This is a genomic window from Pseudomonas coleopterorum (assembly GCF_900105555.1).
Taxonomy (GTDB): domain Bacteria; phylum Pseudomonadota; class Gammaproteobacteria; order Pseudomonadales; family Pseudomonadaceae; genus Aquipseudomonas; species Aquipseudomonas coleopterorum.
In genome coordinates, this window is the sequence record NZ_FNTZ01000001.1 from 3,752,383 (window position 1) to 3,773,872 (window position 21,490).

The 21,490-nt window shown below is 63.1% G+C and carries 24 protein-coding genes and 1 riboswitch; of the genes, 11 read left to right on the top strand and 13 right to left on the bottom strand.

Annotated elements, in window-relative coordinates; genetic code table 11:
• Positions 1-98: 98 nt before the first annotated feature.
• From BLV18_RS16805 to BLV18_RS16815, 3 genes are all read right to left on the bottom strand, one after another.
• Positions 99-1,463: a DUF1329 domain-containing protein gene (locus tag BLV18_RS16805; protein ID WP_090360225.1), complete on the bottom strand. Its 1,365-nt coding sequence runs from the start codon at positions 1,461-1,463 to the stop codon at positions 99-101.
• A 25-nt stretch (positions 1,464-1,488) separates the two neighbouring features.
• Positions 1,489-3,363 (bottom strand): DUF1302 domain-containing protein, encoded by a 1,875-nt coding sequence (locus tag BLV18_RS16810; protein WP_090360228.1) that lies wholly within the window; start codon positions 3,361-3,363, stop codon positions 1,489-1,491.
• Positions 3,364-3,455: 92 nt separating this feature from the next.
• Positions 3,456-4,085: a LysE family translocator gene (locus BLV18_RS16815; protein WP_090360231.1), complete on the bottom strand. Its 630-nt coding sequence runs from the start codon at positions 4,083-4,085 to the stop codon at positions 3,456-3,458.
• A 143-nt stretch (positions 4,086-4,228) separates the two neighbouring features.
• Between BLV18_RS16815 and BLV18_RS16820 the strand changes: the two genes are divergently transcribed.
• The 3 genes from BLV18_RS16820 to BLV18_RS16830 all read left to right on the top strand — a co-directional run bounded on the left by BLV18_RS16820 (position 4,229) and on the right by BLV18_RS16830 (position 7,067).
• Positions 4,229-5,188, top strand: a complete 960-nt coding sequence (locus tag BLV18_RS16820; protein ID WP_090360235.1) for a 2-hydroxyacid dehydrogenase — start codon at positions 4,229-4,231, stop codon at positions 5,186-5,188.
• A 48-nt stretch (positions 5,189-5,236) separates the two neighbouring features.
• Entirely contained in the window at positions 5,237-6,232 is a 996-nt protein-coding gene (locus tag BLV18_RS16825; protein ID WP_090360236.1) for a methyltransferase, read from the top strand.
• A 42-nt stretch (positions 6,233-6,274) separates the two neighbouring features.
• Positions 6,275-6,392: riboswitch (yybP-ykoY riboswitch) on the top strand.
• A 90-nt stretch (positions 6,393-6,482) separates the two neighbouring features.
• A complete protein-coding gene (locus tag BLV18_RS16830; protein ID WP_056844144.1) occupies positions 6,483-7,067 on the top strand; it encodes a TMEM165/GDT1 family protein in 585 nt (194 codons plus the stop codon).
• A 110-nt stretch (positions 7,068-7,177) separates the two neighbouring features.
• Here the strand turns inward: BLV18_RS16830 and BLV18_RS16835 are convergent, their stop codons facing one another.
• The 4 genes from BLV18_RS16835 to BLV18_RS16850 form a co-directional block, all read right to left on the bottom strand.
• The gene (locus BLV18_RS16835; protein WP_049861211.1) at positions 7,178-7,999 is read right to left on the bottom strand and encodes a M48 family metallopeptidase; all 822 of its coding nucleotides are present in this window, start codon (positions 7,997-7,999) and stop codon (positions 7,178-7,180) included.
• Positions 8,000-8,115: 116 nt separating this feature from the next.
• Positions 8,116-8,736, bottom strand: coding sequence for an SOS response-associated peptidase (locus tag BLV18_RS16840; protein WP_090360238.1), 621 nt, complete (start codon positions 8,734-8,736; stop codon positions 8,116-8,118).
• A gap of 22 nt (positions 8,737-8,758) precedes the next feature.
• Positions 8,759-9,019, bottom strand: coding sequence for a putative signal transducing protein (locus BLV18_RS16845; protein WP_056844142.1), 261 nt, complete (start codon positions 9,017-9,019; stop codon positions 8,759-8,761).
• Positions 9,019-9,201, bottom strand: a complete 183-nt coding sequence (locus BLV18_RS16850) for a CPXCG motif-containing cysteine-rich protein (RefSeq protein WP_049861208.1) — start codon at positions 9,199-9,201, stop codon at positions 9,019-9,021. The genes BLV18_RS16845 and BLV18_RS16850 overlap by 1 nt, the downstream gene beginning before the upstream one ends.
• A 130-nt stretch (positions 9,202-9,331) precedes the next feature.
• On the opposite strand from BLV18_RS16850, the gene BLV18_RS16855 reads away from it, so the two are divergent.
• A complete protein-coding gene (locus tag BLV18_RS16855) occupies positions 9,332-10,498 on the top strand; it encodes a 1-acyl-sn-glycerol-3-phosphate acyltransferase (protein ID WP_049861207.1) in 1,167 nt (388 codons plus the stop codon).
• A 109-nt stretch (positions 10,499-10,607) separates the two neighbouring features.
• Entirely contained in the window at positions 10,608-10,814 is a 207-nt protein-coding gene (locus tag BLV18_RS16860; RefSeq protein WP_043192943.1) for a hypothetical protein, read from the top strand.
• A gap of 76 nt (positions 10,815-10,890) precedes the next feature.
• On the opposite strand, the gene BLV18_RS16865 is transcribed toward BLV18_RS16860, so the two are convergent.
• Positions 10,891-11,484, bottom strand: a complete 594-nt coding sequence (locus BLV18_RS16865; protein WP_049861206.1) for a YajG family lipoprotein — start codon at positions 11,482-11,484, stop codon at positions 10,891-10,893.
• 170 nt (positions 11,485-11,654) lie between these two features.
• On the opposite strand from BLV18_RS16865, the gene BLV18_RS16870 reads away from it, so the two are divergent.
• Positions 11,655-11,888 carry a hypothetical protein gene (locus BLV18_RS16870; protein ID WP_090360240.1) on the top strand — a complete coding sequence of 78 codons (234 nt, stop codon included), beginning with the start codon at positions 11,655-11,657 and terminating at the stop codon, positions 11,886-11,888.
• A 596-nt stretch (positions 11,889-12,484) separates the two neighbouring features.
• Positions 12,485-13,996, top strand: a complete 1,512-nt coding sequence (gene mqo / locus BLV18_RS16875) for a malate dehydrogenase (quinone) (RefSeq protein WP_090360243.1) — start codon at positions 12,485-12,487, stop codon at positions 13,994-13,996.
• Positions 13,997-14,245: 249 nt separating this feature from the next.
• Here the strand turns inward: mqo and BLV18_RS16880 are convergent, their stop codons facing one another.
• The 3 genes from BLV18_RS16880 to BLV18_RS16890 all read right to left on the bottom strand — a co-directional run bounded on the left by BLV18_RS16880 (position 14,246) and on the right by BLV18_RS16890 (position 15,909).
• Entirely contained in the window at positions 14,246-14,533 is a 288-nt protein-coding gene (locus tag BLV18_RS16880) for a PA4642 family protein (RefSeq protein ID WP_090360245.1), read from the bottom strand.
• A gap of 67 nt (positions 14,534-14,600) precedes the next feature.
• Entirely contained in the window at positions 14,601-15,080 is a 480-nt protein-coding gene (locus BLV18_RS16885; RefSeq protein WP_049861202.1) for a hypothetical protein, read from the bottom strand.
• A gap of 271 nt (positions 15,081-15,351) precedes the next feature.
• A complete protein-coding gene (locus BLV18_RS16890; RefSeq protein WP_049861201.1) occupies positions 15,352-15,909 on the bottom strand; it encodes a hypoxanthine-guanine phosphoribosyltransferase in 558 nt (185 codons plus the stop codon).
• A 172-nt stretch (positions 15,910-16,081) separates the two neighbouring features.
• Here BLV18_RS16890 and upp point away from each other — a divergent pair, with 172 nt between their 5' ends.
• Positions 16,082-16,720, top strand: a complete 639-nt coding sequence (upp, locus tag BLV18_RS16895) for a uracil phosphoribosyltransferase (protein WP_043192936.1) — start codon at positions 16,082-16,084, stop codon at positions 16,718-16,720.
• Between the two features lie 3 nt (positions 16,721-16,723).
• A complete protein-coding gene (locus BLV18_RS16900) occupies positions 16,724-17,986 on the top strand; it encodes a uracil-xanthine permease family protein (RefSeq protein ID WP_090360249.1) in 1,263 nt (420 codons plus the stop codon).
• Between the two features lie 48 nt (positions 17,987-18,034).
• Here the strand turns inward: BLV18_RS16900 and hemH are convergent, their stop codons facing one another.
• Positions 18,035-19,060, bottom strand: a complete 1,026-nt coding sequence (hemH, locus tag BLV18_RS16905; RefSeq protein ID WP_049861198.1) for a ferrochelatase — start codon at positions 19,058-19,060, stop codon at positions 18,035-18,037.
• Between the two features lie 34 nt (positions 19,061-19,094).
• Positions 19,095-19,997 carry a TIGR01777 family oxidoreductase gene (locus BLV18_RS16910; RefSeq protein ID WP_090360252.1) on the bottom strand — a complete coding sequence of 301 codons (903 nt, stop codon included), beginning with the start codon at positions 19,995-19,997 and terminating at the stop codon, positions 19,095-19,097.
• Positions 19,998-20,204: 207 nt separating this feature from the next.
• Here BLV18_RS16910 and BLV18_RS16915 point away from each other — a divergent pair, with 207 nt between their 5' ends.
• A complete protein-coding gene (locus tag BLV18_RS16915; protein ID WP_090360254.1) occupies positions 20,205-21,236 on the top strand; it encodes an NAD(P)/FAD-dependent oxidoreductase in 1,032 nt (343 codons plus the stop codon).
• Positions 21,233-21,457: a TIGR02450 family Trp-rich protein gene (locus BLV18_RS16920; protein WP_090360257.1), complete on the top strand. Its 225-nt coding sequence runs from the start codon at positions 21,233-21,235 to the stop codon at positions 21,455-21,457. The genes BLV18_RS16915 and BLV18_RS16920 overlap by 4 nt, the downstream gene beginning before the upstream one ends.
• Positions 21,458-21,490 lie beyond the last annotated feature (33 nt).

The following is a 21,490-nucleotide window of genomic DNA, read 5'->3' on the forward strand; positions in this document are numbered from 1 at the left end:
GCGACGGGTCGTGAACGTGTGACTGACTTGGAGGGCAAAAACCGGGAAAGATTCCCGTGTCGCGCTCTCAGCCCTCGTCAGCCATGGCCTGCAGCCTGCTAGCGTACACCGTCCTGGCGCAGCGCCGCCGGGGTGAAATCGGAAGTGGTGGCGGTGAAGCCGAAGTCGTAGGACTGCTTTTCCTCGTTCTTCATGCCCAGCGCCAGGTAACGTCCCGACTGCAGGTCATAGAGCACCTCCAGAGTGGTCCAGGGCACCTGCTGGTCGTAGTAGTTCTGCGCGTGCGCTTCGGCCACGCGCCACAGCTGTCCACGGCCATCGTAATGATCGATCACGGCCGCCTGCCAGGTGTCCTCGTCGAAGTAAAAGTCACGCTTGGCGTAGATGTGCCGCTGACCGGGCTTGAGCGTGGCGACCACGTGCCATACCCGGCGCAGTTCGTAGCGGGCCAGATCCTGGTTGATGTGGCCGGCTTTGAGGATGTCCGCGTATTTGAGATTGGGCGAATCGAGCCGGTGGCTGTTCTGGGCGATGAACATCTCCTGCTTGCCTACCAGTTGCCAGTCATAGCGATCCGGAGCGCCATTGAACATGTCCAGGTTATCCGAGGTGCGCAGACCATCGGCCGCGGTGCCGGGACCGTCGTAGGCCACCTGCGGCGCGCGTCGCACACGGCGTTGCCCGGCGTTGTAGATCCACGCCTGACGCGGTTCGGCCACCTGATCCAGGGTCTCGTGGACCAGGAGCACGGTGCCCGCCAGACGCGCCGGCGCGATCACATCCTGCTTGAAATATAACAGTACGTTGCCGGGATGCTGCGGATCGAAATCCTTCATCCTGTCGCGAAACACGAACTGGTCCTGGAAGTACACCAGGCTGTAGGAACCATTGGGTTGCGGCGTGGCCTGGGTCACGCGCCGTGAGACGCTGCCGCCACGGTAACGAATAATGTGATTCCAGATGACCTCGATGCCGGTCTTGGGAATGGGGAACGGGGTGGCCATCTGAAAGCCTTCCACACCGTTGCCGTCACCGATCAGCCGAGCATGGGTCGCGTTGACCTTGATCGCACTCGCAACCTCGTCCGGCACACTCGCGCCGCGATGGGAGGGGTAGACCGGCATCGTGAAGGTGTCCGGATAGCGCTTGAACATCGCATACTGGCCAGGCGCTAACTTGGCCTTGTACTGCTCGACGTTCTGCGCGTTGATGGTGAACAGGGGCTTCTCGCTGGCGTAGGGGTCGGAGAGAAACCCTTTGCTGTCGACCGTACCGGCGGTGCGCGGCATCGGCGACCAGGCCGGAATGGAGCCGTCGGCATTGCCGGCCTTCTCGGCGCCTAGAGGGGTCAGGCGGGTGCCCAGTTGGTCGGCCTCCTGTGCGCTGACCGCTGCCATGGCAGCGCCGGCCCACAGGGACAGACCGAAGATCCCGGCCTGCATCAGCATCGTTCTTGTATTCATGGCCGATCGTCTCGAACAAGGTGGCTCAGAAATTCACGCCGAAGCTGAGCGCAACGAAGTCGCGGTCATCCACCGTGGTGTACTTGCCGTCGAAAAAATTGGTGTACGACAGACTCGCCGTGTAGGTGTTCTGGTACTCGGCATCGAGCCCGAGGCTGACCGCCTTGCGGCCTTCCTCGAAGTTGCCGCCGGGGCTGGGCGAGTAGCCGGACACATCGTGCGACCAAGCGATACTGGGCCGCAGGTTGATCCCGGCGAACACGCTGTTGTAGTCCCAGATGGCGCGGGCGCGATACCCCCACGAGGTGCTGGTGGTGAAGCCGCCATTGGTGCAGTTGCGCGAGCGGTTACTGGCCGAGGTGCCCGGCCCAGCCGCGGCGATGGTGCCGGTGTTGAGGATGGCGGCGCAGGTGTCCAGGCCACCGGTGGCAGGCAAGGCGCCAGGGCCAAAGATCGCGTCACGCCCATAGCGCATCTGCGAAGAGCTCTCCAGACCGCCGATATGGGTGACCCCGACCTCGCCCACCACCGTCAGCCGCTCGGCGCCCATGACCTGATCGAAAAAATGAGTCAGGGTGGTTTGCAGCTGGATGATCTCTTTGCGGCGGTAGCCTTTCAGGTCTTCTCCGGGCGTGCCGTCGAGCACTGACGCGTTGCTGTACGCGCCGCCCAGCGGACGCACACCGGCAAAGAGAATGTCGGTGGTGTTGAGTTGCACCGGCGCATTGGGCCGGTAGCTGACCTCGCCACTCCAGGCCGTGCCAGTGGGCAGCGTGGTGGCGAAGCTCAGCCCGTAGAGGCGGATGTCCTCGGGAAAGTCGTAGAAGTAGCTGGAATCGCCCGCCACCAGCAACGGGCCCAATGCGCCGGCCCGTGACGCTGCCGCATAGGTCGCGGCCGATGCCCCGGTGGCGTTGAACAGCGGCAGGCGGCTGTGGTAGTTCATGAAGTAGGCACCGAATTCGGTGTCCAGCGGATCGTAGTTGTAGCGCAGCGCCACGCCGAACTGGCCGCTGTCGCGCGCGTCGCGGTCCCCGCTGCGGCGCACCCGTACGCCCTCCTCGTTGATATCCACACCGGCAGCGGTCAGCGCTGGCAGGGCCGCAGCCGGCAGGCTCGAACGCTTGGCCAGCAGGCGCAGATTATCGCTGCAGCCATCGGCCGCGACGTCTGCCTGGGCGAAGAACGTCCCGCAGTTGTCGGTCACCGTCTGGTCCCACTCGAGCTGGTAGAAGGCTTCGGCGGAAAGGTTGTCGGTCAGGCTCTGGGAGACGTAGAACAGGTTGACCGGGATCAACCCCTCCTTGACCTCGGCACCGGGTCGGCGAAAGGCCGAGACGTCGATCGGATTGAGCGCATTGATGCCGTTCTGGATGAACGTGCTCTCGCCCCAGCTGACCACCTGCTTGCCCAGGCGCACGGAGCCCGGTTGATCGGCGATGGCGTAGTTGTGGTAGACGAACGCGTCGAGAATCTGCCCACCGGAGGACTGCGCAGCTTCCTTGCGGTTGCTGTCGCTGATGTCCTTGAAGGGGCGGCCTTCGTCCTTGAGTTCGAAGTCGTACCAATACTTGCCGCGAATGAACACGCCGGTGTCGCCGTACTTCAGCTCCAGGTCGTGCAGCCCCTTGAAGATCTTGGAAAAGGTTTCGCCTTTCTTGAAGTTCAGATGACCGTCGTCGGTGGTCTGCGACAGGCCCGATCCACCGTTGTTGACGCCGATCAGGTTGCGATTCGCACCCGCGGTGGACCAACTGGCGCCGACCGACAGCGAGGAATCGAACTGGCCTTCGATTTCGCCGATGTTGAAACTGACGGCAAGCGCCGGCCCGGCAAGCGTCGCCAGACCGACCGCCAGGGGTAATCTGGCTCGGCGACAGGGCAGGTTTACTGAATTCATCGACGCTGTTCCATGTTCGTTGTGGTGCTGGCGAGGGCGCTGCCCGGCCATTATAAGCAAGGCCGGCTATCCGGCGAGCATGCCAAGCCGATTCAGCGTATTTCGCTCAGGGCGATCTTCACCCCCAGCGCCACCAGAACCACACCCATGGCGCGGTCGAACCAATGCCCCATTCTAGCGAAGCCTTCGCGGACCCGACGCTGGCTGAACAGCAAGGCGATCATGCAGAACCACAGCGCCGTGGCAAGCGCCAGGTAGACGCCGTAACCGGCCTGGATGACCACTGGCGTGTGGGGGCTGATGACCACGGTGAACAAGGACAGAAAGAACAGCGTGGCCTTGGGGTTCAACCCATTGGTCATGAATCCGGCCACGTAGGCGGCCTTGGGTGTGCGCTGTACCGGTGCCGCATTGCGAGTGGGCTCGCCGAGCGGCGCCGGCTTCGCGCGCAGGGCCTTGAAGCCGATGTACAGCAGGTACGCGGCGGCGGCCCATTTCAGGACATTGAACAGCACGATGGACTGGGACACGATCAGGCCGATGCCGAGCAGCGAATACCCCACGTGCACGAAGATCGCCGTGCCCACACCCAGCGCTGTCCACAGCCCGGCCTGACGGCCATGGCTGACGCTTTCACGCACCACCACCGCAAAATCCGGTCCCGGGCTGGCCACCGCTAGCAGGTGAATGAAGGCAACGGTGAGAAATTCGGTCCAGTACATGACAGCAGGCTCCTAGCGGTAGTGGCAAACGCGGTGATGACCTCAGGCAGCCCGGACGCTACCTCACGTCAGCAGGCCAGGCTACAAGATTTTCATCCGGCAGCTATGGTAGAACATCCTCAACCACTTCAAGAGGTTCACCCATGCCCGCTCACCGTGCCGCCTTCCTCGACTACAGCTCCCTGGACCTGGGTGACCTGGACCCTGCCGCGCTCAAGGCCTGCTTCGACGACCTGCAGCTCTACCCCAGCACGACGCCTGAGCAACTGATCGAGCGCCTGCGCGGCGTGACGGTAGCCATCAGCAACAAGATCGACCTGGACGCCGCGACCCTGCAGGCCTGCCCGGATCTGAAGCTGGTGCTGGTGTCGGCCACCGGCACCAACAACGTCGACCTGGAAGCGGCGCGCAAGCTGGGTATCACCGTGTGCAATTGCCAAGGCTACGGCACCCCCTCGGTGGCCCAGCACACCCTGATGCTGTTGCTGGCCCTGGCGACCCGACTGCCCGATTACCAGCGCGAGATCGCGGCCGGCCAATGGCAGCGGGCCAAGCAGTTCTGTCTGCTGGACTTCCCCATTGTCGAACTCGACGGCAAAACCCTCGGCCTGCTGGGCCATGGCGAACTGGGCGGCGCGGTCGCCAAGCTGGCCGAAGCCTTCGGCATGCGCGTGCTGCTGGGGCAGATTCCCGGTCGACCGCCACGCGCCGATCGCCTGCCGCTGCATGAGCTGCTGCCGCAGGTCGATGCCCTGACCCTGCACTGCCCGCTCAACGAGCACACCCGACACATGATCGGCGCGCCGGAACTGGCTCTGCTCAAGCCCAGTGCCTTCGTGGTCAACACCGCGCGCGGCGGCATCATCGACGAGCAGGCCCTGGCCGATGCCCTGCGCCGTGGCCACCTGGGCGGAGCGGCCACCGACGTGCTCAGTGTGGAGCCACCCGTGGACGGCAACCCCCTGCTGGCCGACGATATCCCGCGCCTGATCGTCACCCCGCACAGTGCCTGGGGCAGTGTCGAGGCACGCCAGCGGATCATTGGCCAACTGGCGGAAAACGCCACGGCCTTCTTCGCCGGACAGCCCATCCGCAGCGTCTGACAAGGGCCGTGGTCTGTTAGAATCCGCGCTTTTGCCAGGAGCCCTCCCATGGACCCGCGCAGTGAAGTGCTGCTTCGTCAGGCCAATTTGTTCCAAGGTCAGCTGTTGTTGGCCGGGCTGCCTGCCGATGACCTCTTCGGCCAGTTGCCGAACGCCGCCGGCTGGTGCTGGCACGCCGGCGATCAGGCGGCGCTGGACGCGCGCTTCGAAGGCCGCAGCCATTTCGGGGTGAATGTCCCTGAGACGGCGTTTGAAGGCGCGGTAGTGTTCCTGCCCAAGTCGCGCGAGCTGACCAGTTATCTGCTCAATGCCCTGGCCGCCCGCTTGCCGGGTCGCGAGTTGTATCTGGTGGGCGAAAAGCGCGGCGGCATCGAAGGCGCGGCGAAGCTGCTGCACGCCTTCGGCAAGCCGCGCAAGCTGGACAGCGCACGCCATTGTCAGTTGTGGCAAGTGACGGTCGAACAGGCGCCGCAGGCCGTGGAACTGGAAAGCCTGGCGCAGCGCTATCAACTGGACATCGCCGGCGAGCCGTTGACCGTGATCAGCCTGCCGGGCGTGTTCAGTCACGGTCGACTGGACCGTGGCACCGAGCTGCTGCTCGAACACATCGACGGCCTGCCTCGCGGCCATCTGCTGGATTTCGGCTGCGGTGCCGGGGTGGTAGGTGCCAGCCTCAAACGTCGCTACCCGGACAACCAGCTGACGTTGCTCGATGTCGATGCCTTCGCCACTGCCAGCAGCCGTCTGACCCTGGCGGCCAATGGGCTGGAAGCCTGCGTCATCACCGGCGACGGTATCGATGCCGCGCCGTTGCATCTGGATGCCATCATCAGCAATCCACCGTTCCACTCGGGCGTGCACACCAGCTATCACGCCGCCGAAAACTTGATGGAAAAATCCAGTCAACATCTGAAAAAAGGCGGCGAACTTCGCTTGGTTGCCAATAGCTTCCTGCGCTATCAGCCGTTGATCGAAGGCGCTTTCGGGCGCTGCCAGACGGTAGCCGAGGGCCGCGGTTTCAAGATTTATCGCGCCGTCAAATAGCGAAATATTTTCTTGCCCTATCGAGATCGCCTAGGCAGAATCCGCACCGTCCTAGGGGAGTAGTCTCCCGCGAGCGCCAGCTCGCCAGGCACGCGTCAACATACTTGGCCCTCAGGCCATGGCGCGTGCGACCCAGCGGCCGCACAGACGGCCCGGGTTTGACAAGACCTATGACACGCACACCTTACCCGGGGCGGGGAGGCTGTTCGTGTCATAGCCGTGTCGACCCGCCCCCATAGGAACGCTCCTGATGTTGGAATCCCTACTTGTCCCTACCGGGCTGGTGGCCTTGGCCGAAATCGGCGACAAGACCCAGTTGCTCGCCTTGATCCTTGCGGCGCGCTTCCGCAAGCCCTGGCCAATCATCGCTGGCATCGTCGCGGCCACCTTGGCCAACCATGCAGCAGCCGGTGCGGTAGGCGCCTGGTTCAGCAGCTTCTTCTCCGATGTCGCCCTGCACTGGATCCTGGCCGCAAGCTTTGCCGCCACCGCGCTGTGGACCCTGATACCGGACAAGATCGACGACGACGAAGCCAACACCGCAAGGCGATACGGGCCGTTCATGACCACGTTGATCGCATTTTTCATTGCCGAGATCGGCGACAAGACCCAGGTCGCGACGGTGATGCTGGCCGCGCAGTATCCGCACTTGCTGATGGTCATCATCGGCACCACCCTGGGCATGCTGATTGCCAACGTGCCGGTGGTGCTGGCGGGCAATTTCGCTGCCGACAAACTGCCACTGACGCTGATCCGCCGATTGGCCTCGGGAGCGTTTTTCATTCTGGCGTTCGTAGCGGTGTATCAGGCGATGAAGGTCAGCGGCTGGGTTTAGATTGGCGGTGAGGCCTTCGCGGGCAGAGACCCGCTCCCACAAGGGGACCTCGGTATCAAGGCTCTTCTGTGGGAACGGGTCTCTGCCCGCGAATCAGCCGCCACGGTACATCAGGACTTCTTCGCCTGCTCATACAACGGCATGACCTTGGGGATCGCCGCCTGCAATGAAGAAATCCGGCTCGCCGATGCTGGGTGAGTGCTCATGAATTCCGGTGGCGAGTTGCTGCCTGCCGCTGCGGTCATCTTGTTCCACAAGGTGATCGCGGCGTTGGGGTCGAACCCGGCACGCGCCGCCAGCTCAAGGCCGAACAGGTCGGCTTCGTTCTCGTTGCTGCGGCTATTGGGCAGGGTCAGGCTGTAGTTGACCACGGTGTCGGCCAGTTTCAGGCTGTCTTCGCCCAGCCCCAGCAAGGCTCCTGCCCCGCTGCGCGCCATCTGGATGCCGTAGGCCTTGGACATCGCTTCGCGACCGTGCTCGCGCAGGGCGTGGGCGATTTCATGGCCCATCACGGCGGCGATTTCGTCGTCGGTGAGTTTCAGGGTGTCGATCAGGCCGGTGTAGACAATGATCTTGCCGCCGGGACCGCAGTTGGCGTTGAGCTCGTCACTCTTGATCAGGTTCACTTCCCATTGCCACTGCGCTGAATCCGGGCGCAGCTTGGGCGCCTGGGCGATCAGCCGATCGGCGATCGCCTGCACGCGCTTGGCCTCGGCGCTGGTCTTGTCGAGCACACCCTTGCCGCTGGCCTCGGTCAAGGTCTGCTGGTAGGACTGCGCGTACATCTTGTTCACTTCATCGGTGGACAACATGCTGAACATGTATTGCTTGCGATCGACACCCACGGCGCCGGAGCTGGTGGTATTGACGGCCTGACAACCGGCCAGCAGCACGCTGACGGCCAAGGTGGCCGGAATGAAGAACTTGCCCATTGGGACTCTCCTGGTAAACCTGGCGGTATCCTACACGGTGCATATCGGACACGACACCTGCGCAGGTGCTGGGCCTGATGCACCGTGAAAAGAGCGACGCGGTCCCTGGAAAGACATCACGCCGGGGTGAGGCATTCAGGGGCATCGAGTTTGGGGTCGTTGACCAGGTTCGCCAAGGGGCGTTCGCGCAGCGCAGCCTGGGGCGCGGCGAGCAGCGATTGCAGGGTGGCCATGGGCGTTTCCGGATCCAGCCAGGCCGCTTGGCCTGCGGCATCGAGGATCAGCGGCCGACGCTGGCTCATCGCCGGCTGAGTCACCACCGCCGTGCTCAGCCAGACCTGCTCCTGCACCGGGTAGGCTTCCCAGATTCCCGCGAAAAACAGCGACGACCCTTCTCCCGGCGTCAACCAGAACGGCCGCTTGCGCACATTGCCCCGCCATTCGTAGAAGCCGTTGGCCGGAATCAGGCAGCGGCGCAGGCGCAGGGCCTCGCGAAACATCGGCTGTTCGGCCACCGTCTCGGCACGCGCGTGGGCCGGGGTCCGCGACAGGTCGGTCAACCACGGAGGGGTCAGCCCCCAGCGTGCCTTGGCCAGGGTCGAGCGCTCACCTTCGCGGCGCTGGATCAGCACCGAGTCACCCGGCGATATGTTCCATTGCGCCTGCTGGCCTTCGGGAAAGCCCTCCTGCGCAGCGAAACCGGGTGACCAGCGAAACAAGGCAAAACGTCCACACATCAGGAAAAAACTCTTGAGGGGTCTAGCACAGCAGAACCCCGGGAAAACTGTCGGGCTCCTCGCCCGACATGGGCAGCGCGGCATTGTACTCACCGATCAGCTGCCGTGCGTAATCGGCCTGCTCGTCGGCCACCAGCAAACCCAGCAGGCCCATGGCAGGCAGATCGCCCATCCCGCCGACCAGATCCCGCCCTGCCAGGTGCGCACCCACCCCTTCGTTTTCCAGCATGCCCAGAAGCATCTGTGCCTCCAGCAGGCTGGCGGGCTCGTAGATGCGCTGCATCACTCGTTCTCGCTGCGCACGTGCAGCGACCAGTCTTCGCCATCGGTCTGCAGGGCGAAGACGATGGGTCGGCAGCACACCGGGCAGTCTTCTATATAGTCCTGATCGCCAGCGGACAGGTCGAGCACCGCTTCGGCCGGCTCGCCGCAATAGGGGCAATCGTAATCTTGGGTTTCCAGCATCGCGGCCTCCACGGCTCACTTGTGCGTATAATCGCCACTCTGTTTGCAGGCCGTTGGCTACATGGGCCCCTACCCTTTGCCCACAACCTTGCGCCTGTACCTTTACCTTAGCCGTTTCCAACAAGAGAGCATGATGGGCGAATTCGATGCCATCCGACCGTACGACGACGCTGAAGTACCTGCCGTTCTGGCACGGTTGCTCAGCGACCCGGCATTCCTGGATATCCTCACCCACTTCCGCTTCCCGCGTCAGGCCAAGACCTTTGGCTGGCTGCTCAAGCCACTGATCGCGCGGCGCCTGCGCCGCGAGTTCAAGGATGTCACCAACGTGGCGACCTTGCAGGACAAGGTCGAGTTCTACGTCGACCACACCATCGACCGCGCCACCGACGGTGTGACCTACACCGGCGTCGAGCAGTTCAAGTCCGGCAGCGCGTACCTGTTCCTGGCCAACCATCGCGATATCGTCATGGATCCGGCGTTCGTCAACTACGCGGTGTATCACGCCGGGCTGCCGACGCCGCGCATCGCCATCGGGGACAACCTGCTGCAGAAGCCCTTCGTCAGCGACCTGATGCGTCTGAACAAGAGCTTCATCGTCCATCGCTCGCTGGTCGGGCGCCGGGAAAAACTGGCGTCCTACCAACTGCTGTCCGCCTACATCAACCACTCGATCCGCAACGACGTGGCCTCGATCTGGATTGCCCAGGCCGAGGGCCGGGCCAAGGACGGTGACGACCGTACCGATTCGGCGATCCTCAAGATGTTCCACATGAGCCGCAAGGACGAGCCCTTCGGCGAAACGATCAAGGCGCTGAACCTGACGCCGGTGTCGATCAGCTACGAGTACGACCCCTGTGACCAGGCCAAGGCGCGCGAGCTGTACATTCGCGCGACCAAGGGCGCCTACAACAAGGCGCCCGGCGAAGACGACGTCAGCATTGCCCAGGGCATCACCGGCTACAAGGGCCGCGTGCACATCAACTTCGCACCACCCATCACCGAGCTGTTCGAAGACACCAAGCAGCTGGCCACGGAAATCGATCGACAGATCCTGGGCGGCTATCGCCTGTTCCCGGTGCACTACCTGGCCTATGCGCAGTGGGCCGATGCCGACCCTGAACTGCAGGTGCCGGCGGCCGCCGATGTGTTTCCCGCCGCCGAGCTGGAAAAGGCCCGCGCCGAATGGCTGCGCCGGCTGCGCGAATGCCCGGTGGAGCAACGACCATTCCTGGTGCTGCAATACGCCACGCCGGTGCGCAACCAGTACCGGGTCAAGGCGGGACTGCCTCTTTAGGGTCGACCAGTGCAAGGGCGTAACGGGACGGTCATGGGTCCGTCACGCCCCCTTCATACAAAGCAGGCATCGTGTTGCACCCTTACCCAACACGCTTTGGATGCCCGTCATGCTGCACGCCCTGAACCAGGATCGCCTCTATCACATTGCCGCCAGCGACGAGCAGGAAGCCCTGATCGACGCCTTGGCCTTCAATGTCCAGGATCGACAGTGGCTGGTGTACTGCGCGCTCGGCGGTCATCAGCATGGCGACTGGCCGGAGCTGGACCTGGGCACCGGCATCAGCCTGCTCGACTTTCACATGCGCGCTGCCTGAATGCTGCACCCGATAAAACCCGACCCACAAAAAAGCCCGCGATGAACGCGGGCTTTTTCATACCTGGCCGACGCTGTCAGAAATTGCGCTGGGACAGGGTCTGGCCGATGGTGGCGTCCTTGAAAACACGGGTCAGTGCGTCGCTGAGGACGTCGCTGACCAGCTTGGTGTTGGTTTCCTGATTCGGCGCCATGCCGAAGCGCTGGTTCAGCGAGGCGCCGTAGCGGCCGCTGTAGTGGCGACCACCGTTGGTGACGTCGGCCTTGAAGGTGGCGCCGATGTTGGCTTCGGTGACGTACATCTTGTCCTTGGGCGACTGGTACTTGAGTTCGGCCAGGGTGATGGTCAGCGTCGGCGCGCTGCCGTTGTTCGCAGTGGGCGTGAAGCCCAGCAGGCGAACGGCTGCTTCGGCCTGGGCCTGCAGTTTGGGCAATACGTCGTTGGGGGCCACGCTCACCGCGCTGGTTTCCGGATACAGGCCACCACGGGTGCCCAGGGTGGGCGAAGGTCGGCCATCGACGACGCGCACGGCCACGGCCTGGCCCTGGCCGACGGCGGCGAACTGCGAGGTCAGGCGCGGCTGCGGGCTGAGTTGTTGCGGGCTGTTGGCACAACCGACCAACGTCAGACTGGTCACAGTGATCATGGTGAACAACAGGCGGTGCAACATGCGCATCTCTCCGGCAACGGGCAGTGAATAAGCCGGGAGTATAGCGGGGCCTGGAGGCAATGGACCAGCCATGAAACATGCGCATGCAACCGCGATGCGCGGCGTGTCATCAGCCTGTCACCGTCCTTGGGCAGTATCGGCTCCACAGTCCACCGCACGGAGAAACACTCATGGGTTTTCTCAAGTCTCTGTTCTGGGCCAGCCAGCCCTACCGCTGCTACGTCGCGCTCGACCGGCAGGGTCTGTGCCGCGCCTTCAAACAGTGCCAACTGCCCCCCAGCGGTGACGGTTGGGTCGAGGTTGGCGATATTCGCCCACAATGGTTGGGCCAGCCATTGCCCGCCCATGCCCGCGTCAGCGCCCATGCCACGGGGGCTGGCGGCATTCGAGCCGTGCATGCCTGACTGCCCGGTCACCAAAAGCCTGTAAATAACGATCAACTCGCCACGTTTCATCGCTATAATCTTCCCCCGATTATAAGGACGTCTCCTGATCGGGCCTCGCATCACCGCCAACGCACTCGTCTTGGCTTCCGCACCGCCCACAGAGAGCCGCCCACGCAGGTCACGCGCTGGCGTTTCCATTTGCTTGCGCCACCCCTGCCGCTGCCGGTTTCCCAAGCAGCCTTCTTGAGGTTCACGACTCCAAAAGAGCGTGAAAAAACGGGTTTCACAACTTCACAAGAGTGTGGCGAGCAAATGAAAAGTCTTGGATCTGTACCAGCACTATCTGCGTCCCGAACGGCCCAACGAGGAAGGATCGAACGCTTCGCATGAAGGGTTACGGTCGCTGAGCGCGCGTATCGACCGGGCTCCATGAACCTTGGTCCTATGGCGCTGGCGGGTCAGACGTGAGTTCATGGGCCATGCCCGACGAACCCGTCGGCACAGGCCATTCAGCGATGCAGTTGCGAAGTTTCGGACATGGCGACCCAGGCCTGCACAGACGTACCGGGGTCCCATGCTGTCAATGGGTGCTGAAGATTTTGGAGACGCGTTAAATGGCGCAAAACGAAGCAGTCGACGTGGTATTGGTAGGGGCCGGCATCATGAGTGCCACCTTGGCCGTACTGCTCAAGGAACTCGACCCGGCATTGAAGCTGGAAGTCGTCGAGCTCATGGATTCCGGTGCCGCGGAAAGCTCCAACCCGTGGAACAACGCCGGTACCGGCCACGCCGGTCTGTGTGAGCTCAACTACACGCCGCAAGCCGCCGATGGCTCCATCGATATCAAGAAAGCCGTGCAGATCAACACCCAGTTCGAGGTGTCCAAGCAGTTCTGGGCCTACCTGAGCAAGAAGAGCAGCTTCGGTTCGGCGCGCTCGTTCATCAGTCCGGTACCGCACCTGAGCTATGTCGAGGGTGACAAGGGCGTGGCCTTCCTCAAGAAGCGCTATGAACTGCTCAAGACCCACCATGCCTTCGCGGACATGGAATACACCGAAGACAAGGCGAAGATGGCCGAATGGATGCCGTTGATGATGCCCGGTCGGCCTGCCGACCAGCACATCAGCGCCACCCGTGTGATGGGCGGCACCGACGTCAACTTCGGCGCCTTGACCAACAAGCTTCTGGCCCACCTGGCCAGTGCGCCGGGCGCGCAGGTCAAGTACTGCAAGAAAGTCACCGGCCTTGCCCGCAAGGGCAGCGGCTGGACCGTCACCGTCAAGGACGTCAACAGTGGCAACACTCGCGAGATCGATGCCAAATTCGTGTTCCTGGGCGCCGGTGGTGCGGCGTTGCCGCTGCTGCAGATGTCGGGTATCGAGGAAGGCAAGGGCTTCGGCGGTTTCCCGGTAAGCGGCCAGTGGCTGCGCTGCGACAATCCCGAGGTGGTTAAGCGGCATCAGGCCAAGGTCTACAGCCAGGCTGCCGTTGGCTCGCCGCCCATGTCCGTGCCGCACCTGGACACCCGCGTGGTCGATGGCAACAAGTCGCTGCTGTTCGGGCCGTATGCGGGCTTCACCACCAAGTTCCTCAAGCATGGCTCGTTCCTCGACCTGCCCCTCTCGGTACGCGCGGCCAACATCGGCCCGATGCTGGCCGTGGCACGGGACAACATGGACCTGACCAAGTACCTGATGAGCGAAGTGCGTCAGTCCATGGAGCAGCGTCTGGAATCGTTGCGTCGCTTCTACCCCGAGGCCCGTGCCGAAGATTGGCGCCTGGAAGTGGCTGGCCAGCGTGTGCAGATCATCAAGAAGGATCCGAAGAAAGGCGGCGTGCTGCAATTCGGTACCGAGCTGGTGTCCGCAGCCGATGGCTCGCTGGCGGCGTTGCTGGGCGCCTCTCCTGGGGCGTCGGTGACCGTTTCGATCATGCTCGATCTGCTGGAACGCTGCTTCCCCGAGCAGACGCGCTCACCGGCCTGGGCGACCAAGCTGGCGGAGATCTTCCCGGCGCGCGAAAAGGTGCTGGCGGTGGATGCCGAGGTTTATCGTCGTGTCAGCCATGACAGCGACGTGGCGCTCGAACTCACCGAGAAAACCGACGGGGTGCAGTATTACGCCTGAGTGCCGGCGTGTTCCTGCCGGTCCATTGCGTATACCGCCGACGCGGCTTGCGCCGCTGCTACACGGGATCGCGTCGCCCCTGTAGCAGCGGCGCGAGCCGCGTCCAGGGACACCGCGTTTTTCCAGATACACCGTATGTGCCGCCGACGCGGTGTTCTTGATACACCGCGTCCGGGGGCACTGCGTTCTTCCTGATGCACCGCGTTGACCGCCGACGCGGCTTGCGCCGCTGCTACAGGGGGTCGCGCGTCAGGCCTGGGCCTGCTGGATCAGGTCGATGTATTCCTGGGCGTTGCGCTGATCGCGAATCAACGCGACAAAATCGTTGCCGTGTTCGTCCTTGCCGTCCAATTCGTAGCCGGCTTCCTTGAAGAACACCAGAAAGCGCGCGAAATCATCGACACGCAAACCACGATACGCCTTGATCAGCTTGTGCAGCGACGGCGAGGTGGCATCGACCGGCTCGAAATTCAGGAACAGCTTGATCTGCTCATCGCCGATCTCGTCGCCAATCAATTGCTTCTTGTCTTTACGCATTACCGACTCCATTGGCTATCACGGTCATTCACGGGGCTGGCAGTCTACCTTTGGCACCGCCATGGGCTCAACGCGCGCGTACGCTTGCGGTATGCAGATCGGCCCAGACATGGCCATTCGGATAGCTGAGAAATTGTACATAGACGGTATCGTTGCGCAGCAGATCGAGCAGGATCCGGTACTGACTCAGCGGATAGGTCAAGGCCAGGGTACCGCTGGCTTCGTCGAAAGCCGGCCGCTTCAGGCTTTTGCTTTCGCCGTCGAAGGTAATCAGCACTTCGGCCAGCTTTGCGTCCTTGCTGAGCGCCTTGCCTTTCAAGCGCAGCAGCATCGGTGCGGTCACGGGGATGGGCTGCTGGTTGGAAAGCCGCTGATTGCCCATGACCACCGAGTAGCTGGTCACCTGCAGCAGCTGTTGTTGCGGATCGCCCTGACGCAGGGATTGTTCATCCGGCGGCAGGAATTGTTCGTGCAGGGGCCCATGCGCAGGCGCGGCGACCAGCGGCAGGCAGGTCAGCAAGGCAATGGTGGCAACGATCAGGCGCATGAGCGGCTCCTTGTGAAAGAGCCGCTGACTTTAGCATGTAGCAAGGGTTTGAATCCGTTGCGAGGCCGGACGCGGCTTGCGCCGCTGCTACAGGGGGTCGCGGTGTTCCTGTGGCGGCGCCGCGGGACGCGGCTTGCGCCGCTGCTACAGGGATCGCGGTGTTTCTGCGGCGGCGGCGCGGGACGCGGCTTGCGCTGCTGCTACAGGCGATCGCGGTGTTCCTGTAGCAGCGGCGCGAGCCGCGTCGGCGGCGCATGAGGTGCTGCGGGCTTTACAAGCCTTTGACGGCAAAGATGCCAGCGGCGTTGCGCCAGTAGCCCTTGTAATCCATACCGTAGCCAAAGATGTAGCGGTCGATGCACGGCAAGCCCACGAAGTCGGCCTTGAGGTCTGGGCTGGCCTTGCGGTCGTGGTCTTTATCGATCAGCACCGCCGTGTGCACAGCGCGCGCGCCGGCATGCTTGCAGAAGTCGATGATGGCGCTGAGCGTATGGCCTTCGTCGAGAATGTCATCGATGATCAGCACGTCGCGGTCGATGAATGAGATCTCCGGCTTGGCCTTCCAGAACAGGTCGCCACCGCGGGTTTCGTTGCGATAGCGGGTGGCGTGCAGGTACGACGCCTCCAGCGGAAAATTAAGGTGAGTCAGCAGCTTGCCGGAGAAGATCAGCCCGCCGTTCATCACACAGAACACCACCGGATTGCGCTCGGCCAGTTCAGCGTTGATCTGCGCGCCAACCTTGGCGATGGCGGCCTCGACCTGGGCTTCTGTATATAGGCAGTCGGCCTCTCGCATGACTTGACGGATGTGCTCGAGATCAGCGGACATGACGCTCTCCAAGGGGGGCGGTGGAAGAAAAGCGGGCAAAGGTACGCACACACCCGGCACGAATCAAGCACAATCCAAGGTTTCATGTACTAACGTGCAGCATGTCTATAGGACACCTCGATACAATAGATTAATCTACCGCCGTTTTTTTGCCCGTTCGGAGCCTTTCCCCATGCCTATCCGTGAGATCCGCCACCCGCTGATCCGCCACAAGCTCGGCCTCATGCGCCGTGCCGACATCAGCACCAAGAACTTCCGCGAACTCGCCCAGGAAGTCGGAGCACTGCTCACCTACGAGGCTACCAAGGATCTGCCCCTGGAAAACTACGAGATTCCAGGCTGGGCCGGCCCGGTGCAGGTCGAAAAGATCGCCGGCAAGAAAATCACCGTGGTGCCCATCCTGCGCGCCGGCATCGGCATGCTCGACGGCGTGCTCAGTCTGATTCCGGGCGCCAAGGTCAGCGCCGTCGGCGTTGCACGCAACGAAGACACGCTCGAAGCGCACACCTACCTGGAGAAGCTGGTACCCGAGATCGACGAGCGCCTGGCGATGATCATCGACCCGATGCTGGCCACCGGCAGCTCGATGGTTGCCACGATCGACCTGCTGAAGAAGGCCGGCTGCAAGGAAATCCGCGCCATGGTGCTGGTGGCTGCTCCCGAGGGCATCGCCGCCGTGGAGAAGGCGCATCCCGACGTGCAAATCTACACCGCCTCGATCGACGAACGCCTCAACGAACACGGCTACATCATCCCCGGCCTGGGCGACGCCGGCGACAAGATCTTCGGCACCAAGCAGAAGGACGCCTGACCCATGCAGGACGAGTTCAACGACCCGCTCTGGCGGCAGGTGCTCTCTGGCGCGCAGATGCTCTTCGTAGCGTTCGGCGCGCTGGTGCTGATGCCGCTGATCACCGGCCTGGACCCCAACGTAGCGCTGTTCACCGCGGGCCTGGGTACGCTGCTGTTCCAACTGGTGACGGGTCGTCAGGTGCCGGTGTTCCTGGCGTCGAGCTTTGCCTTCATCACGCCGATCATCTTGGCCAAGGGTCAGTTCGGCCTGGCCGAAACCATGGGCGGGATCATGGCCGCCGGTTTCGTCTACACCTTTCTCGGGTTGGCGGTGAAGATCAAGGGCACCGGCTTCATCGATCGCCTGCTGCCACCGGTGGTGATCGGCCCGGTGGTCATCTCCATCGGCCTGGCCATGGCGCCGATCGCTGCCAACATGGCGATGGGCAAGGCCGGCGACGGCACCGAGCTGATCCCCTACAGCACGGCCATGTGGATTTCGATGCCGGCGCTGCTCACCACCATCATCGTGGCCGTGTTCGGCAAGGGCATCTTCCGATTGGTGCCGATCATCGCCGGGGTACTGGTCGGGTTCGGCATGTCGTTCGCCTTCGGTGTGGTCGACACGGCCAAGATCGCTGCAGCCTCGTGGCTGGCGCTGCCGCACTTCACCGCGCCGGCGTTCAACTGGCAGGCCATCCTGTTCATCGTACCGGTAGCCTTGGCGCCGGCCATCGAGCATATCGGTGGCGTGATCGCCGTAGGCAGTGTGACCGGCCGTGACTACCTGAAGAAACCCGGCCTGCACCGTACCTTGCTCGGCGATGGCATCGCCACCACCGCTGCCGGGCTGTTCGGCGGCCCGCCCAACACGACTTACGCGGAAGTGACTGGCGCGGTCATGCTGACCAAGAACTACAACCCCAAGATCATGACCTGGGCCTCGATCTTCGCGATCAGCTTGGCCTTCGTGGGCAAGTTCGGCGCGCTGCTGCAGAGCATTCCGGTGCCGGTGATGGGCGGCATCCTCTGCCTGCTGTTCGGCTCCATCGCCGCTGTGGGCCTGAACACCATGATTCGCCACAAGGTTGACATGGCCGAGGCACGCAATTTGGTGATCGTCTCGGTGACATTGGTATTCGGTATCGGTGGCGTGCTGGTCGGCACCGGGACCGGGCCTGACGACTTCGGCCTCAAGGGCATTGCCTTGTGCGCCGTGGTGGCCATTGCCTTGAACCTGCTGTTACCAGGGCACGGCGACTGGAAGAAGACACCGCAAGCCTGAGCCCGGCCGGGAGCGCCGCAACAGTGCTCCCGGCTTTCCATTCCTTCGTTACAGCATCAAAGGCGCCCGTTCGCACAGGGTATTCAAGGCTTCACCCCATTGCGGATGATCGTTGAGGCACGGCACCAATACCAACTCCTCGCCGCCCGCCTCGCAGAACTGCTCGCGCCCACGGTCGCCGATTTCCTCAAGGGTCTCGATGCAGTCGGCAACGAAGGCCGGGCACATCACCAGCAGTTTCTTTACGCCTTGTTTGGCCAATTCGTCGAGACGTGCCTCGGTGTAGGGTTCGATCCACTTGGCCCGACCCAGCCGGGACTGGAACGACACCGACCAGCTGCCTTCGGCCAGCCCCATGCGCTCGGCGAAAGCGCTGGCCGTGCGCAGGCACTGGGCGCGGTAGCAGACGGCAAGCACTTCAGGTGGAGCATTCTGGCAGCAATCGGCGGTACGCAGACAGTGGCTGCCGGTCGGGTCGATCTTGGTCAGGTGCCGCTCGGGCAAGCCATGGAAGCTCATCAACAGATGATCATGGGGTTGCGCCAGGTAGGGCTTGGCACTGGCCACCAGTGCATCCAGGTATTCGGGCTGGTCATAGAACGGCTGCAGCACGCTGAACTGCATCGCAAGCTTGCGCTCGCGCACCACCTTGCGAGCTTGCTCGATGACCGTGGTCACAGTGCTCTGGGCGAACTGGGGATAAAGCGGCGCGAGGGTCACCTTCTGCACACCCTGCCCGGCCAGACGCGACAATGCCGTGTCCAGCGAGGGCTCGCCGTAGCGCATGGCGACCTCCACCGGGCCATGGCGCCATTGCTCGGTCATGATCGCTTGCAGGCGCCGGGTCAGCACCACCAGTGGCGAGCCTTCGTCCCACCAGATCGAGGCATAGGCATGGGCTGACTGCTCGGGGCGCTTGATCAGGATCAGCGACACGATCAGCCGCCGCACCGGCCAGGGCACGTCGATGACATAGGGGTCCATCAGGAACTGGTTGAGATAGCTACGTACATCGGCCACCTGGGTCGATGCGGGCGATCCCAGGTTGACCAGCAGCAGGGCGTGATCGGTCATGCAGCATCCTATTTCCAGATTCTGTGGTTAGAGCTCAAAGCCGTCGGGACAGTTCGGTCAGCGCGGCAGAGAGTTCGCTGTAGCGAAACGTGAACCCGGCCGCCTGCAACGCCACCGGGCGCGCACGCTGGCCGCCGAGCAGCAGCCCCGACAGCTCGCCGAGCCCGGCCTTGAGTAGCAGCGATGGCAGCGGTAGAAAAGCCGGTCGATGCAGTACGCGTCCCAGTTGCCGAGCGAATTCGCGATTGCGTACCGGTTCCGGTGCGCAGGCATTATAGGGACCGCGGCACTGAATCTTGTGCAAGAGAAAATCAATCAGGGCGATTTGATCGTCGATGTGAACCCACGGCATCCATTGCCGACCACTGCCGATCGGGCCACCGAGCCCCAGCTTGAACGGCAATGTCAGACGCTTGAGAAAGCCGCCCTGGCTGGCCAGTACCAGCCCGGTACGCACCAGCACCACGCGAATACCCAAGGCTTCGGCGCGCAGGGCGGTCTCCTCCCAGGCGATGCACAGGTGACTGGCAAAGTCTTCCTTGACCGGTTGCGACGTCTCGTTTAACTCGCGTTCGCCACCGTCGCCATACCAGCCTACCGCCGAGCCGGAAATCAGTACTTCGGGGCGTTGCGCGCGGCTTTCCAGCCAGGCCAACAGACGCTCGGTCAGGGTGATGCGGCTGCTCCATAGCAACGCACGGCGCTTGGCCGTCCAAGGCCGATCGGCAATCGGCGCGCCGGCCAGGTTGACCACGGCGTCGACCGTTTCGTCGCCGATTTCTTCAAGCTGCGCCACGCCACGCACACTGGCCCCGCACAGCTGTTTGACCTGCCCGGGCTGGCGACTGAGCACGGTCAGCCGATGCCCTTGGCCCACCCAGTGCTGGCAAAGCTTGCGGCCAATGAGCCCAGTGCCGCCGGTCAGCAATATGTGCATAAGGTTTTCTCCAATGTGGCGTTGCGTCTGCAGCGCTAGTCTATTTTCAAGAGAGAGGCACTTTCCCTACACGGGGCTCTCTCATGAACCATAGGACACCTGAGCGAAAAGGATCCCGTTAACTTATACTTATTAAGACTTTTGTACAGGTTTGTTTGTTCCGAACACACGTGTGCATAGCGCTTACGAAGCTGTTACGAGGGCACTATGAGTTTATTTGCTGGGAGTTTATCTGCTGGAAGTTCATCTGCCGCGCCTGTCCCCATCGCGATCATCGGCACCGGCATGGCCGGGCTGTCGGCTGCGCAGGCTTTGCGCAAGGCCGGTCATACCGTGTATCTCTTCGACAAGGCACGGGGCGTAGGCGGCCGCATGTCCAGCAAGCGCAGCGAGGTGGGCTCCATCGACCTGGGCGCACAGTACTTCACCGCTCGCGACCGGCGCTTCGTGGCGCAGGTCCAGCAATGGCAGGCCGAAGGCTGCGTACAGCCGTGGTCACCTTCGCTGTACAACGCCAAGCAGGGTCGCCTGAGCCCATCGCCCGACGAACAGGTTCGTTGGGTCGGTGCACCACGCATGAGCGACATCGCCAAGGCCATGGCTGCCGACCTCCCCGCGTTTTTTTCCTGCCGAATCGCCGAGGTGTTCAAGGGCGAGGAATTCTGGGAACTGCTCGATGCCGAGGGCATCGGCCATGGGCCCTACAGCCACGTCGTGCTCGCTGTGCCCGCGCCTCAGGCCACCGCCCTGCTGGCCAGCGCACCGAAGCTCGCCACTCAGGTAGCCGGGGTCAAGATGGACCCGACCTGGTCGGTGGCACTGAGCTTCGATACGCCGCTGGATACCCCGATGCAAGGCTGCTTCGTGCAGGACAGCCCACTGGACTGGCTGGCGCGAAGTGGCAGCAAGCCAGGACGCGAGGACAGCAGCGACACCTGGGTGCTGCATGCCACCAGCGCATGGAGCAAGCAGCATATCGACCTGTCCCGCGAGGCAGTCATCGAACAGCTGCACGGTGCCTTCGCCGAACTGGTCAGTTGCCCGATGCCCCCGCCCAGCCTGAGCCTGGCCCATCGCTGGCTCTACGCGCGCCCGGCCCAGCCCCATGAGTGGGGGGCATTGGCCGATCCCGACCTGGGCCTGTACGTCTGTGGCGACTGGTGCCTGTCGGGCCGCGTCGAGGGCGCCTGGCTCAGCGGCCAGGAGGCCGCGCGGCGCCTGCTCGAGCATCTGCAATGAACGCTCGACACCGGCTCAATCCGCGCAAACTGATGCTGTCGAAATGGACCGCCGTACGCCCGGTCAACCGCGAGAAACACTTTCTGGTGAGCGAGGTGTTCTGCGACGACGAAGGCGTCGTGCTGGAAGTAGAGTTGCAAGCGGTCCTCACCCACCGTGCCCAGCGCTTGCCATGGCAAGCGCTGCAGGACGTGCAGACCTGGAAGATGGGCTGGCAGTGAGTGAAGGCCCCTCTTTCCGCCTGCGAATACCTG

Excerpts from the sequence above, each read along its gene's own strand:
- BLV18_RS16840 (WP_090360238.1), bottom strand. The coding sequence starts at position 8,736 with ATGTGTGGACGTTTTGCCTTGTTTCGCTGGTCACCCGGTTTCGCTGCG.
- BLV18_RS16880 (WP_090360245.1), bottom strand. The coding sequence starts at position 14,533 with ATGCGTAAAGACAAGAAGCAATTGATTGGCGACGAGATCGGCGATGAG.
- BLV18_RS16870 (WP_090360240.1), top strand. The coding sequence starts at position 11,655 with ATGGGTTTTCTCAAGTCTCTGTTCTGGGCCAGCCAGCCCTACCGCTGC.
- BLV18_RS16810 (WP_090360228.1), bottom strand. The coding sequence starts at position 3,363 with ATGAATTCAGTAAACCTGCCCTGTCGCCGAGCCAGATTACCCCTGGCG.
- BLV18_RS16920 (WP_090360257.1), top strand. The coding sequence starts at position 21,233 with ATGAACGCTCGACACCGGCTCAATCCGCGCAAACTGATGCTGTCGAAA.
- BLV18_RS16820 (WP_090360235.1), top strand. The coding sequence starts at position 4,229 with ATGCCCGCTCACCGTGCCGCCTTCCTCGACTACAGCTCCCTGGACCTG.
- BLV18_RS16885 (WP_049861202.1), bottom strand. The coding sequence starts at position 15,080 with ATGCGCCTGATCGTTGCCACCATTGCCTTGCTGACCTGCCTGCCGCTG.
- BLV18_RS16825 (WP_090360236.1), top strand. The coding sequence starts at position 5,237 with ATGGACCCGCGCAGTGAAGTGCTGCTTCGTCAGGCCAATTTGTTCCAA.
- BLV18_RS16845 (WP_056844142.1), bottom strand. The coding sequence starts at position 9,019 with ATGCAGCGCATCTACGAGCCCGCCAGCCTGCTGGAGGCACAGATGCTT.
- BLV18_RS16860 (WP_043192943.1), top strand. The coding sequence starts at position 10,608 with ATGCTGCACGCCCTGAACCAGGATCGCCTCTATCACATTGCCGCCAGC.
- BLV18_RS16915 (WP_090360254.1), top strand. The coding sequence starts at position 20,205 with ATGAGTTTATTTGCTGGGAGTTTATCTGCTGGAAGTTCATCTGCCGCG.
- BLV18_RS16815 (WP_090360231.1), bottom strand. The coding sequence starts at position 4,085 with ATGTACTGGACCGAATTTCTCACCGTTGCCTTCATTCACCTGCTAGCG.
- BLV18_RS16830 (WP_056844144.1), top strand. The coding sequence starts at position 6,483 with ATGTTGGAATCCCTACTTGTCCCTACCGGGCTGGTGGCCTTGGCCGAA.
- mqo (WP_090360243.1), top strand. The coding sequence starts at position 12,485 with ATGGCGCAAAACGAAGCAGTCGACGTGGTATTGGTAGGGGCCGGCATC.
- BLV18_RS16900 (WP_090360249.1), top strand. The coding sequence starts at position 16,724 with ATGCAGGACGAGTTCAACGACCCGCTCTGGCGGCAGGTGCTCTCTGGC.
- BLV18_RS16890 (WP_049861201.1), bottom strand. The coding sequence starts at position 15,909 with ATGTCCGCTGATCTCGAGCACATCCGTCAAGTCATGCGAGAGGCCGAC.
- BLV18_RS16835 (WP_049861211.1), bottom strand. The coding sequence starts at position 7,999 with ATGGGCAAGTTCTTCATTCCGGCCACCTTGGCCGTCAGCGTGCTGCTG.
- BLV18_RS16805 (WP_090360225.1), bottom strand. The coding sequence starts at position 1,463 with ATGAATACAAGAACGATGCTGATGCAGGCCGGGATCTTCGGTCTGTCC.
- BLV18_RS16865 (WP_049861206.1), bottom strand. The coding sequence starts at position 11,484 with ATGTTGCACCGCCTGTTGTTCACCATGATCACTGTGACCAGTCTGACG.
- hemH (WP_049861198.1), bottom strand. The coding sequence starts at position 19,060 with ATGACCGATCACGCCCTGCTGCTGGTCAACCTGGGATCGCCCGCATCG.
- BLV18_RS16910 (WP_090360252.1), bottom strand. The coding sequence starts at position 19,997 with ATGCACATATTGCTGACCGGCGGCACTGGGCTCATTGGCCGCAAGCTT.
- BLV18_RS16850 (WP_049861208.1), bottom strand. The coding sequence starts at position 9,201 with ATGCTGGAAACCCAAGATTACGATTGCCCCTATTGCGGCGAGCCGGCC.
- BLV18_RS16855 (WP_049861207.1), top strand. The coding sequence starts at position 9,332 with ATGATGGGCGAATTCGATGCCATCCGACCGTACGACGACGCTGAAGTA.
- upp (WP_043192936.1), top strand. The coding sequence starts at position 16,082 with ATGCCTATCCGTGAGATCCGCCACCCGCTGATCCGCCACAAGCTCGGC.